The following is a 12,976-nucleotide window of genomic DNA, read 5'->3' as shown; positions in this document are numbered from 1 at the left end:
AAAGCGATATGAAAAAGATTGGTTTTATCGGTTTAGGTAACATGGGTCTTCCAATGTCAAAAAATCTAGTTAAATCAGGTTACACAGTATATGGCGTGGACTTAAATAAAGAGGCGGAAGCGTCCTTTGAAAAAGAAGGCGGAATTATCGGTCTATCAATCTCAAAACTAGCAGAAACATGTGATGTAGTTTTTACAAGTTTACCTTCACCTCGCGCTGTTGAAGCGGTATATTTTGGAGCAGAAGGATTATTTGAAAATGGTCACTCGAATGTAGTTTTCATTGATACAAGTACGGTATCGCCGCAGTTAAACAAACAATTAGAGGAAGCTGCAAAGGAAAAGAAAGTAGACTTTTTAGCAGCACCTGTGAGCGGTGGTGTAATCGGAGCCGAAAACCGAACATTAACGTTTATGGTTGGTGGATCAAAAGAGCTATATGAGAAAACGGAATCTATCATGGGCGTACTAGGCGCGAACATTTTCCACGTTAGTGAGCAGATTGATAGTGGTACAACTGTTAAGTTAATTAATAACTTATTAATTGGTTTTTATACAGCTGGTGTGAGTGAAGCTTTAACATTAGCGAAAAAGAACAATATGGATTTAGATAAAATGTTTGATATTTTAAATGTAAGTTACGGTCAAAGTAGAATTTATGAACGTAATTATAAAAGTTTTATAGCACCTGAAAACTACGAGCCAGGATTTACTGTGAACTTATTGAAAAAAGATTTAGGATTTGCAGTTGACTTAGCTAAGGAAAGCGAACTCCATTTACCGGTAAGCGAAATGTTATTAAACGTATATGACGAAGCGAGTCAAGCTGGATATGGTGAAAACGATATGGCTGCTTTATATAAGAAAGTTAGCGAGCAATTAATTTCTAATCAAAAATAAATTATACAAAGGAGAGAATACAATGATTACAACTGAAATTAAACGAGTAAAAAATCACATTAACGGTGAGTGGGTTGAATCGACAGGTACGGAAGTAGAAGCAGTTCCAAATCCAGCGACTGGAAAAATTATCGCTTACGTTCCACTATCTCCAAAAGAAGATGTTGAAAAAGCTGTTGAAGCGGCAAAATCAGCATTCGAAACATGGTCTAAAGTACCAGTTCCAAATCGTTCAAGAAATTTATATAAATATTTACAGCTATTACAAGAAAATAAAGATGAGCTTGCAAAAATCATTACGCTAGAAAATGGTAAGACGCTAACGGATGCAACAGGTGAAGTACAGCGTGGTATTGAAGCGGTAGAACTTGCAACATCTACGCCAAATTTAATGATGGGTCAAGCACTTCCGAATATCGCTAGCGGAATTGATGGATCGATTTGGCGCTACCCAATCGGAGTTGTTGCTGGTATTACGCCGTTTAACTTCCCGATGATGATTCCGTTATGGATGTTCCCACTTGCAATTGCTTGCGGTAATACATTCGTATTAAAAACATCTGAAAGAACGCCACTTTTAGCGGAGCGACTTGTAGAATTATTCTATGAAGCAGGTTTCCCAAAAGGCGTATTAAATTTAGTACAAGGCGGAAAAGATGTTGTAAATAGCATTTTAGAAAATAAAGATATTCAGGCTGTTTCGTTCGTTGGCTCTGAGCCGGTAGCTCGTTACGTATATGAAACAGGTACGAAACACGGAAAACGTGTACAAGCGTTAGCAGGTGCGAAAAACCATGCGATTGTAATGCCAGATTGCAATCTTGAGAAAACAGTACAAGGTGTAATTGGATCTGCATTTGCAAGTAGTGGAGAGCGCTGCATGGCATGCTCAGTAGTAGCAGTAGTGGATGAAATTGCTGATGAATTCATTGATGTATTAGTAGCAGAAACGAAAAAATTAAAAGTAGGCGATGGCTTTAACGAAGATAACTATGTTGGACCATTAATCCGTGAATCTCATAAAGAGCGCGTTTTAGGCTATATTAATAGCGGTGTAGCAGATGGGGCAACTTTATTAGTAGATGGCCGTAAAATTAATGAAGAAGTTGGAGAAGGTTACTTTGTAGGTGCGACAATCTTTGATGGCGTGAATCAAGAAATGAAAATTTGGCAAGATGAGATTTTTGCTCCAGTATTAAGCATTGTACGAGTTAAAGATTTAGAAGAAGGTATTAAACTAACAAATCAATCTAAATTTGCAAATGGTGCAGTTATTTATACGTCAAACGGTAAACATGCACAAACGTTCCGTGATAATATCGATGCTGGTATGATCGGTGTAAACGTAAATGTTCCAGCACCAATGGCATTCTTCGCATTTGCAGGAAATAAAGCGTCATTCTTTGGTGATTTAGGTACAAATGGTACAGATGGCGTTCAATTCTATACACGTAAAAAAGTTGTAACTGAGCGCTGGTTTTAATATAAAATAAACAGCCAAATTAGTTATTAAATGAAAACCACCACTATTAATAGTGGTGGTTTTCATCTTGTTAATTACTTTTTTCAAAAGCAAGTTTAATACCAAAACCAATTAAGACGACTCCCGTTAACCCTTGAATATAACGCTGCGTCTTCGGTTTTTTCATAAAAGCACTAATTTTATCAATTAAAAATATATAAAAAGCGAACCAAATGGCTGTTAAAACGAGGTAAGTAAGGCCCATTACGAGTAGTTGGATAAACGTATTATGATTTGGATTTAAAAATTGCGGTAAAAACGTTAAAAAGAATACTGCAACTTTAGGGTTTAATAAATTCGTAAGAAACCCTTGTCGAAAGCAAGAGGTGTGTTCATCTTCATTATTCAAAGATATATCGTTCGTATCAATGCCTTCTTTATTTCTTACTGCTAAAAGGGCTTTAATACCAATATAAATTAAATATAGAGCCCCAACGTACTTGAAAATAGAAAATAAAAGAGCTGACTTTACAATAAGTGCAGAAAGACCAATTACAGCAGCTAAAGTATGAATTAATAGTGCAATACATGTACCAAACACTGTTTTCACTCCACCGACTTTACCAGCAACCAATGTATTTTTCGTAGCCATTGCTGTATCTGGACCAGGTAAAATGATAAGGCAAATAGACATAATGATGAAAAGAAGATAATTTTCTATCATAGCCGCCCCTCCTTTTTATTTTTAGAATATTTGATTAAAATCAGTGTAGCACAAAAATGGATTTAATAAAATTAAATTTTGTTAAAAATAATTAAATAAAAAAGGCTATATAGTAGCTGTAATTACACTACTATATAGCTTCGATTTTATACCGCTATTTGCGGGTAGTAAGATTTTCACCGCACAAGATTTAGCTGAAGCAAAGAAGTTAGGTAGGGGATGAACAAAACATCCCCTCATGACAATTTCATTTTATGCATTAAGTAAGTTAAAGAAACGATTCACATCTTCTTCTGAAACGTCACTTAACTGTTTATATTTATAATTCGGATTTTGATCTTTATCAACGACAACGGAGCGTACTCCCTCGAAGAAATCTTCATGTCTCATGAAATTTTTAGCAAGTATAAGGTCCGTAGCGAAACATTCTTCAACGGATTTATCTTTTCCATCAATAAACTGTTTTAATGTTACTTTTAGTGAAATAGGGGATTTTGATAACAGTGTTTCTTTCGTTTTTAGAGCAAAGGAACTTTCATCTTTCTCCAATGAATGGATGATTTCTTCAATTGTATCGAAAGCAAAATGTGAATTGATTACTTCTAATGAAGGAGCAAGCTCGCTTTCTAAGTTTGGAGCAGTTGCAAATGTACGAATAACTTCTTTTAAATTAGTATGTACATCATCTTCTTTATGCCAATTTACACTTTCAAGTTCAGTAAGAAACTCTGGTAATGAATCAGATGTCATAAAGTAATCAGCAGCATTAATAAATAATACGTCAGAAGCTTTTAAAATAGATGCTGTTAAAGCAACGAATCGTCCTGTATATCCAGGCGCTTTATTTAAGAAATATGCAGCTCCGACGTCTGGGAAGAAGCCAATATTCATCTCTGGCATTGCCCATTTCGTACGCTCAGTTACAATGCGATACTTCGCACCATTTGTAAGACCGACACCACCGCCCATTACAATTCCATCTAAACAAGCAATAATCGGTTTTGTATATTGATAAATATATGTATCAATTTCATACTCTTCTTCAAAAAAACGTTCTGCATGTTGCAATGCCACTTCATTGGAACGCGCTTCATAAAGAGTTTTAATGTCGCCGCCTGCACAAAAACCTTTTGTGCCAGCTCCTTTTAACACGATAAGTGCAATACGCTCATCGTGTTCCCACTCTTTAAGTTTTTGTCCGATAGGTTGTAACATGTCATAAGATAAAGAATTAAGTGCTTTTGGACGGTTTAAAGTAATTGTCGCAACGCCGTTTTCACTAACAGAAAATAAAACTTGTTCAGTCATAATGCATCCTCCCTTACATATCTTCTTATTCTTAATTCTTGATATGTACTGAAATGTCCTTTATAAATTTTGTCAAAAGTTGACGGTAAATATTAATTTGGTCACTGCATATTTTGACGAGTTATCTTTGCAGGATTTCAGAGACTGAGGGGGAATATTACAACATTACTGTAAGTGTAATTATTTGAAGTTATAATGATAAAAGCGCTATTATATAGGTGTGAAATGTTCATTATCAATTCTAAAAGTGTGTTTGAAGAAAAAATAAATCGTACAATTGTAATAAAAAATTTTACACTGAATTAGAAATAGAGAAAGGAGAAATCGGAATGCCAGGACCTTTACTATTGTCGGTTATTATTTTGTCTTTTTTAATGATAGGAATAACGCAGTATTTTCATCATACAGATACGACAGAAGAAGTGAAGGATAAAGTACGTCTCGTATTTCCGATTTTTATAATATCTATTTCATTCTGTATTTTATTAAATAAAGATGGCTACATTGTCGCAGTGTTCTCATTTTTCGTCGCAATCGTCTTAATTACCGTTTTATATTATGTAATGAAAGACTTTATACAAAAATAAAGATGTCATAATAGGCATTTTTATTTTGGGGAAAATATAAAATTTCACATACCGTATTTTATATAAAATACATAAAGCATATAACAATAGAAAAGTGTGTACTTTGCTGTGTATGTACTTGTCAATCTTGCATAGCCACTATACTATTAAAATGTAGAGATTATAAAAAGGGGTTGTATCTATCATGAAATTTGAGATGCACACAAAAATTATTTCAAATGAAAAAGAAGTAAGATTACATATTGAAGAAAATATATTTCAATTAATATTGGATGGCTATCACTTATTTACAGTTCAAGAAATATTGCCTTTATATAAATCAAATGAAGAAAGAATTGGAAGTGCAACGATATTGAAGCTAGAGTGGGAGAACGGAAAAACTACAATAAACTATCAACTCGTTTCACTAAAATCAGTAAATTAAAAGGAGTAGAAAAATATGAAGTTATTTCATACAGCGGATTGGCATTTAGGTAAGCTTGTTCATGGCGTGTATATGACTGAAGACCAAAAGATTGTATTAGATCAGTTTGTACAGGCTGTTGAAGAAGAAAAACCAGATGCTGTAATTATTGCAGGGGATTTATATGACCGAGCAATTCCACCTACAGAAGCAGTAGACTTATTAAATGATGTGCTGCAAAAAATAGTTATTGATTTGCAAACACCAGTTATTGCGGTAGCTGGTAATCATGATAGTCCGGATCGTATCCATTTTGGAAGTAGTTTAATGAAAAAACAAGGATTACATATTGCAGGTCAATTTCAATTCCCGTATGAACCTGTTGTACTAAATGATGAATATGGAGAGGTTCACTTCCATCTAATACCGTATGCAGACCCAAGCATAGTGAGGCACGTGTTGAAAAATGAAGACGTACGTTCTCATGATGATGCGATGCGCATTTTTATGAATGAGCTCTCTGAAACGATGGATAAAGAAGCTAGACATGTATTTGTTGGACATGCATTTGTAACTTCTTCAGGAGAAGCGGAGGAGAATACAAGTGATGCAGAACGACCACTTTCAATTGGTGGTGCTGAATATGTAAATAGTCATTATTTTGATAAGTTTCATTACACAGCGCTTGGACATTTACATCAAGCGCATTTCGTACGTAATGAGACGATTCGATATTCAGGTTCACCACTTGCCTATTCAATTTCTGAAGAGAAACATAAAAAAGGTTATTACATTGTAGAACTGAATGAAACTGGTGAAGTAGCAATTGAAAAAAGATTACTTTCACCACGTCGTAAAATGCGAACAGTAGAAGCGAAAATAGATGAATTATTACAGCACCCAGTAAGTGAAGATTACGTATTTGTAAAATTATTAGACGAAAACCCTGTCTTACAGCCGATGGAGAAAATACGATCTGTATATCCAAATGCAATGCACGTTGAAAGAGCGATGCAAAGGCGAGAACTCACAGATACAAATGAAGTAACTGTTTCAAGACATAAAACGGATGATTTATCTCTTTTAAAGGCTTTCTATAAAGAAATGAAGGGGTTAGATTTATCAGAAGAGAAAGAACGCCTATTTATAGATGTATTACAAACAGTGCAAGAACGGGAAGGTGAACGAGGATGAGACCGATTCAGCTTATTATGACAGCATTCGGGCCATATAAACAGAAAGAAATAATCGATTTTGAAGATCTTGGAGAACATCGTATTTTCGCTATTTCTGGGAATACAGGAGCTGGAAAAACAACGATTTTTGATGCGATTTGTTATGTGTTATATGGTGAGGCTAGTGGAGAAGAACGTAGTGATACGAGCATGCTTCGAAGTCAATTTGCTGATGATAATGTTTATACAAGTGTTGAATTAACCTTTCAGTTAAAAGGGAAACGCTATGAAATAAAACGACAACTTGGACATAAAAAACAAGGGAATAAGACTATTACAGGACATGCAGTAGAATTATATGAAGTTATTGATGGAGAAAACGTTCCAGCCGTCGATCGTTTTCATGTAACAGACGTAAACAAAAAAGTGGAAGATTTAATTGGGTTAAGTAAACATCAATTTAGCCAAATTGTTATGTTACCCCAAGGGGAATTCCGAAAACTATTAACATCTGAGACGGAAAACAAAGAAGAGATTTTACGTCGTATTTTTAAAACGGATCGTTATAAATTAATGCGTGAGTTACTTGATCAAAAGAGAAAACAATGGAAAGACGTCTTACAAGAAAAACAAAAAGAGAGAGAGCTCTATTTCCGTAATGTTTTTAAATTACCAATCCGTGATGGAGCATTATTAGAGACATTAGTGGCACAAGAACATGTAAATACGCATCAAGTAGTAGAAGCGTTAGAACAAGAAACAACCGTGTATAAGGCAGAGGTTGAGCAATTACAAGTAGAACAAGATGTTCAAACGAAGCAATTAAAGGATGCAGAAACACGTTTTCATGCAGCAAAATCTGTAAATGAGAAATTTATAGATTTACAACAAAAGAATGAGAAATATAACACTTTACAAGAGAATCGTGCAGCAATTGAAAGGAAAGAAAAATTCTTTAAACGTGCGGAACAAGCAAAGCACTTATTACCATTTGAACAATGGTATGAAGAAGCGATGGAAAATGAGCAGAAAGCTGAAAGTTTGTTAAAACAGATAATCGTCAAACAAGAACAGATAATGAATAGCTTTGAACTTGCTCAGGAGAAGTATGAAGTAGTAAAGAATAAAGAAGCTGAACGAGAAGAGGCTAAAAAACTTGTTCAAAGATTAGAAGAGTTACAAGCGATTATTGAATCATTAGCTGAGAGAAAGCTGAATTTACAAAATGCCGAAATTCAAATAGGGAAATTAAAAGAAAGTATGCAAAAGTTAGATCAACAACTAGAAGAGCATACAAACCAAAAACAGAGAATGTCTGATGAATTGCAGCAATTAGAACAAGCACTTGAGCAATATGTAGCTAAAGTGGAAGAACTAACGAATATGCGAGAAGATGCAAAAGTTTTAAAACAAGCATATGATGTTTGGCAAGAAAAACAAAAATTCGAGCAAGAAAAAGAAGCGGCAAATAATAAAATGCAAGTGGCAGTTCGTGCATATGAAAACATGGAGCGCCGCTGGTTAAGTGAACAAGCTGGTATATTAGCTCTTCATTTACATGACGGTGAATCTTGTCCGGTATGTGGTAGTACGAGTCATCCACAAAAAGCTACAGAGCAAAGTAATGCGATCGATGAAAAAGAGTTAAACGATTTAAGAGATAAGAAGAACATTGCTGAAAAATTCCATGTGCAAGTAGAGGAGAAATGGAATTTCTATCGACTACAATATGAACAAGTGATAGAAGAAGTTGTGAAGCGCGGCTACAATTCGGAAAAATTAGCTGAAACATATAGTGCACTTGTTCAAAAAGGAAAACAATTAGCTGCAGATGTTAATACGTTAAAAGCAAGTGAAGAAACACGTAAGCAGATTGCTGCGAACATGAAAAGCGTAGAAGAAAAAATAGAAGAACTTCAGAAACAAAAACGAGAATTGGAAACAATGCAGCACCGTACAGAAATGGAGTGTATGCAACTTCGTACGTCATATGAACATGATAAACGAAATATTCCAGAAAACTTACAAACAGTACAAGCTTGGAAAGCACAGTTTGACCAAGCTATGCAGGAACTTAGGTTAATGGAGGACGAATGGAAGAAAGTGCAGGAAGCGTATCAGCATTGGCAAAATGAAAATATACGTATTCAAGCAGAACAAAAAGGTGCTTTTAATCAATTTGAAAGTGCAAAATTAAAGAAAGAAGAGACTTTCGCACGCTTTATGAAAGAGCTAGAACAAAGCGGGTTTACAGATGAATTCACGTATAAAAAAGCCAAATTAAGCGATCCCGAGATGGAGATGTTACAAAAAGAAATTCAAGGTTATTATTCATCGCTTGAAGTGCTTGCAAAACAAATTGAAGAGTTAAACTCAGAATTAAAAGATAAAGAGTATATGGATATTACATCTTTAGGTGAACACATAAAAGAACTAGAAATTAATCTCGATATCATTAAAGAAAAACGTCAACGTGCGCAAAATGCGGTAACATATATTTCTGATTTACATGAAAACATTAGACGTATTGACGAACAAATTCACGAGGAAGAAAAAGCCTTCCAAGAACTTGTTGATTTATATGAAGTAATGAAAGGTGATAACGAAAGTCGTATATCATTTGAACGTTACATCTTAATTGAGTATTTAGAACAAATTGTTCAAATCGCAAACGAACGACTACGTAAATTATCAAATGGACAATTTTATTTAAAACGAAGTGAGCGAGTTGAAAAAAGAAACCGTCAAAGTGGATTAGGTTTAGATGTGTACGATGCATACACTGGCCAAACACGCGATGTAAAAACACTATCCGGTGGAGAGAAATTTAACGCATCACTTTGCCTAGCGCTAGGAATGGCAGATGTCATTCAAGCATATGAAGGCGGTATTTCCATCGAAACGATGTTCATCGATGAAGGGTTCGGTTCATTAGATGAAGAATCGTTAACGAAAGCGGTAGATGCCTTAATTGACTTACAAAAATCAGGCCGATTTATCGGTGTCATCTCACACGTTCAAGAGCTGAAAAACGCAATGCCAGCTGTATTAGAAGTAACGAAGCAGAAGGATGGGTGTAGTCAGACTAGGTTTGTGGTGAAGTAAGCTTAGAAAATGGAGTAGGGAATCTACCGATACTTTTAGTGTCATATGTATGAATAATAAAACGTCGTCTCTTCATATTGGAGGCGACGTTTTATTTTATAAAATATCTATGAATTATCTGTAGAAGGCGGCGTATTCTCCAAACGATTATAAGTTTTAAAGGCTGAAATTGCTGAGATAACCCCGCCTACTAAAAATAAAGCGGATCCTCCAACTAAGATGATACGACTGACATATGTTTCCCGTGCTTCTTCGACTTCTTCTTGTAACGCTGTAGGCATATGAATCCCCCTTTATAAAAGTTGTTTTATAAATAGTATATACAAACGCCTAAAATGTGTTAAAATAACTGATGATTTTATGCAGTGGGTAATTAGATGAGTAGGATGCGAGTGGCTAAGTAAATCTTCATCATAAATTTATGTGAACTTCACATAGAGCACATATTAACATTGTATTATGTATATGTACCAAATAAATAAATAAAGTGAATGTAAGTTCTGTTTTCAAAAATTTAAAATCCTTTTATTTCTATATAAAAGTTTTAATCAAGGGTTTTAAAAAATTTGGAAATAGATCTTATGAATATGGAATTCATATAAAAGGGGAATGTCTTATGACAACATATACGAGTGAAATGAGAAAAACTTTAGTTTCAGAAGAAGATGTAGATATTTTAAAAATTATGGCGCATCCAATCCGACTGCAAATTGTAAATGAATTAAGTACGAGAAAAACTTGTAATGTAACACAATTAACAGAGTTACTGAATATTCCGCAATCTACTGTTTCACAACATTTATCAAAAATGAAGGGTAAAGTGTTACGAGCAGAGAGAAGAGGTTTAGAAATTTATTATCATATTAACAATTTAAAAGCGAGTAAGATTGTTAATGTTTTAGGGTATATAAACTAGTGAAATATTTTTATATAAAATAGCCCCTGCTGTTGAGCAGGGGCTATTTTGTGTTGTTTTATGTATTTGTATTTAAAACTTTATAGTTTTTATGATTTACAATTGTTCGATCAAATTCAAAAGTACCACCGCTTACATTTGTAATTTCAACTAAGACCGATTCAGTATAAAGTTTTAATACAGATCCTGTAATCTTTAAATTATTTCGTTGAAAAAGTATAGTATCCCCTACGTTTGCTTTCATAGTACCTCCTCATTAAAGACAGAAATATTTTTTTATTATATATATTAAACCACGGATAGATATATTAGTGAATATTTAGTTTTATTTATTGGAAAAAAATTTGTGATTTTATAAAAAATAAGGTGGATTGAAGTATAAAAAATTTTTCTATTGTATTTAATCAGTAGTTTTTTGTATTTCATCCTTCGTTTTTTGTAACTGATTCTACGTTTTTGACGCTCTGTCTTGTAAGTGCTTACATAAACAAAAACATCTTATACAATGAAGGTGTTAAATCAAAAGAGGTGACCAAAATGAACATAAAAAAAGTAAATTTAGCGAATAGCATTGAAATAGAAAGAGGAGGCGGAAAGGTATGAAAAAATCAACTGTTAATCCATGGCTTGTTGTCCTTGGCACAGTTATAGTACAAATGGGGCTTGGGACGATATATACATGGAGTTTATTCAATCAGCCTTTAGTTAGTAAATACGGTTGGAGTCTTAACGCTGTTGCGATAACTTTCTCAATTACTAGTCTTTCTTTAGCATTTTCAACTTTATTTGCGAGTAAATTGCAAGAAAAATGGGGACTTCGTAAACTTATTATGATAGCTGGATTAGCATTAGGACTAGGATTAATACTTAGCTCACAAGCATCCTCATTAATATTACTTTATGTACTAGCGGGAGTTGTTGTAGGTTATGCAGATGGTACAGCATATATCACTTCACTATCAAATTTAATAAAGTGGTTTCCAGAGCGTAAAGGTTTAATTGCTGGTATTTCTGTCTCTGCATATGGTTCAGGTAGCTTAATCTTTAAATACGTTAACGCACAGTTGATTGAATCAGTTGGTGTATCCCAAGCATTTATATACTGGGGTTTAATTGTTACAGCTATGATTGTAATTGGTGCTTGTTTAATCCATCAAGCTGCAGATCAAGGAGCAGTTCATGAAACAAAAACTGAGGAATACACAACGAAAGAAATGTTAGGCACAAAACAAGTATACTTATTATTTATCATGTTATTTACATCATGTATGAGTGGCTTATACTTAATTGGTATGGTAAAAGACATTGGTGTTCAACTTGTAGGACTTAGCGCAGCAACAGCTGCTAATGCGGTGGCTATGGTTGCAATCTTCAATACATTAGGTCGTATCATTTTAGGACCGTTATCGGATAAAATTGGGCGTTTAAAAATCGTTACTGGTACTTTTGTTGTTATGGCGAGTTCAGTCTTAGTTCTAAGTTTTGTAGATTTAAATTATGGTATTTACTTCGTATGTGTAGCAAGTGTAGCGTTTTGCTTTGGTGGAAATATCACTATTTTCCCAGCTATTGTTGGTGATTTCTTCGGTATGAAAAACCATAGTAAGAACTACGGAATTGTGTATCAAGGATTTGGATTTGGGGCGCTTGCAGGTTCCTTTATCGGTGCACTTCTAGGTGGATTCAAACCAACGTTCATGGTAATAGGTGTATTATGTGTCGTGTCATTCATTATCGCAATTTTAATTCAAGCACCTAAGCAGAAAAAAGAAAAAGAAGAAGAGTATCGCAGCGTAGCATAAGTATACAAATCTTCTATAACACTATGATTACGAAAAAGCATCCTATTCTATTAATTAGGATGCTTTTTTATGAGTTATTTTAACAAGGTTAAATTACTTTTGGGATTTTTATAGATGTAAAAGTGAGTGGAATACCCATTTGGAATATAATAAATTGATACATCGTATTCGAAATATATATTAAATCTTAAATGATAAAGAAGACATTCATTAGTATTTGTAAGATATATTTTCAGAAAAATATTGAGAAAATATATACTTGAGTTTTTTATAAAGCATTGTAAATGAACGTATCTCTAGTTTAGTTTTTTCAATTTTAAAAAGAGGACTTTGAATTTTATTTATAATATAAGTACTTTTAATGCGTTTACATATGATTTTATTAAGAAGCATTAAAATGGTTTATCTGAAAAATAAAAAAAGATTGACAAGTTTATTGAGAAACATTATCATTTCGGTGTAAGATGGTAAATGAAAAACATTATCAATAAAATGGATTTTAAAGTAATGCGCACTTGACCAATTAGTTTAGTAAGTGTATTATTTTTTACAACACAACTGATAATGAAAATCAATATCATCGGTGTTACTTAAT

Annotated in this window: 12 protein-coding genes; 8 read left to right on the top strand and 4 right to left on the bottom strand. The window is 33.8% G+C overall.

The window, feature by feature from the left end; genetic code table 11:
- Nucleotides 1-8: 8 nt before the first annotated feature.
- Both ACTFR8_RS03075 and ACTFR8_RS03070 read left to right on the top strand, forming a co-directional pair.
- A complete protein-coding gene (locus ACTFR8_RS03075; protein ID WP_000719410.1) occupies nucleotides 9-899 on the top strand; it encodes an NAD(P)-dependent oxidoreductase in 891 nt (296 codons plus the stop codon).
- Nucleotides 900-921: 22 nt separating this feature from the next.
- Nucleotides 922-2,382 carry a CoA-acylating methylmalonate-semialdehyde dehydrogenase gene (locus ACTFR8_RS03070; protein ID WP_000633363.1) on the top strand — a complete coding sequence of 487 codons (1,461 nt, stop codon included), beginning with the start codon at nucleotides 922-924 and terminating at the stop codon, nucleotides 2,380-2,382.
- A gap of 70 nt (nucleotides 2,383-2,452) precedes the next feature.
- Here the strand turns inward: ACTFR8_RS03070 and ACTFR8_RS03065 are convergent, their stop codons facing one another.
- Both ACTFR8_RS03065 and ACTFR8_RS03060 read right to left on the bottom strand, forming a co-directional pair.
- Nucleotides 2,453-3,085, bottom strand: coding sequence for a LysE family translocator (locus tag ACTFR8_RS03065; protein ID WP_000572358.1), 633 nt, complete (start codon nucleotides 3,083-3,085; stop codon nucleotides 2,453-2,455).
- A 252-nt stretch (nucleotides 3,086-3,337) separates the two neighbouring features.
- Nucleotides 3,338-4,393 carry an enoyl-CoA hydratase/isomerase family protein gene (locus tag ACTFR8_RS03060; RefSeq protein WP_000139776.1) on the bottom strand — a complete coding sequence of 352 codons (1,056 nt, stop codon included), beginning with the start codon at nucleotides 4,391-4,393 and terminating at the stop codon, nucleotides 3,338-3,340.
- A 329-nt stretch (nucleotides 4,394-4,722) separates the two neighbouring features.
- On the opposite strand from ACTFR8_RS03060, the gene ACTFR8_RS03055 reads away from it, so the two are divergent.
- The 4 genes from ACTFR8_RS03055 to ACTFR8_RS03040 all read left to right on the top strand — a co-directional run bounded on the left by ACTFR8_RS03055 (nucleotide 4,723) and on the right by ACTFR8_RS03040 (nucleotide 9,663).
- A complete protein-coding gene (locus ACTFR8_RS03055) occupies nucleotides 4,723-4,980 on the top strand; it encodes a hypothetical protein (RefSeq protein WP_001119404.1) in 258 nt (85 codons plus the stop codon).
- A 184-nt stretch (nucleotides 4,981-5,164) separates the two neighbouring features.
- Nucleotides 5,165-5,404, top strand: a complete 240-nt coding sequence (locus ACTFR8_RS03050; protein ID WP_000667346.1) for a DUF2584 family protein — start codon at nucleotides 5,165-5,167, stop codon at nucleotides 5,402-5,404.
- A gap of 15 nt (nucleotides 5,405-5,419) precedes the next feature.
- Entirely contained in the window at nucleotides 5,420-6,577 is a 1,158-nt protein-coding gene (locus ACTFR8_RS03045) for an exonuclease SbcCD subunit D (protein WP_000765150.1), read from the top strand.
- On the top strand, nucleotides 6,574-9,663 hold the full coding sequence (locus tag ACTFR8_RS03040; protein WP_144608093.1) for an AAA family ATPase: 3,090 nt from the start codon (nucleotides 6,574-6,576) through the stop codon (nucleotides 9,661-9,663). The genes ACTFR8_RS03045 and ACTFR8_RS03040 overlap by 4 nt, the downstream gene beginning before the upstream one ends.
- Before the next feature lie 107 nt (nucleotides 9,664-9,770).
- On the opposite strand, the gene ACTFR8_RS03035 is transcribed toward ACTFR8_RS03040, so the two are convergent.
- Nucleotides 9,771-9,944: a hypothetical protein gene (locus ACTFR8_RS03035; protein ID WP_001141667.1), complete on the bottom strand. Its 174-nt coding sequence runs from the start codon at nucleotides 9,942-9,944 to the stop codon at nucleotides 9,771-9,773.
- A gap of 335 nt (nucleotides 9,945-10,279) precedes the next feature.
- Between ACTFR8_RS03035 and ACTFR8_RS03030 the strand changes: the two genes are divergently transcribed.
- Nucleotides 10,280-10,579, top strand: a complete 300-nt coding sequence (locus tag ACTFR8_RS03030) for an ArsR/SmtB family transcription factor (RefSeq protein WP_000214801.1) — start codon at nucleotides 10,280-10,282, stop codon at nucleotides 10,577-10,579.
- Nucleotides 10,580-10,637: 58 nt separating this feature from the next.
- Here ACTFR8_RS03030 and ACTFR8_RS03025 read toward each other — a convergent pair whose 3' ends face one another.
- Nucleotides 10,638-10,823, bottom strand: a complete 186-nt coding sequence (locus ACTFR8_RS03025; protein WP_000646793.1) for a YkvS family protein — start codon at nucleotides 10,821-10,823, stop codon at nucleotides 10,638-10,640.
- A gap of 355 nt (nucleotides 10,824-11,178) precedes the next feature.
- Here ACTFR8_RS03025 and ACTFR8_RS03020 point away from each other — a divergent pair, with 355 nt between their 5' ends.
- Complete coding sequence (locus ACTFR8_RS03020; protein WP_000750126.1) at nucleotides 11,179-12,381, top strand: L-lactate MFS transporter; 1,203 nt, start codon at nucleotides 11,179-11,181, stop codon at nucleotides 12,379-12,381.
- The last annotated feature ends 595 nt before the right edge of the window (nucleotides 12,382-12,976 follow it).

Origin of the sequence: Bacillus cereus group sp. MYBK15-3, from assembly GCF_051916765.1 — a bacterium.
GTDB lineage: Bacteria > Bacillota > Bacilli > Bacillales > Bacillaceae_G > Bacillus_A > Bacillus_A cereus.
This window is presented reverse-complemented; position numbering and strand designations above follow the sequence as displayed.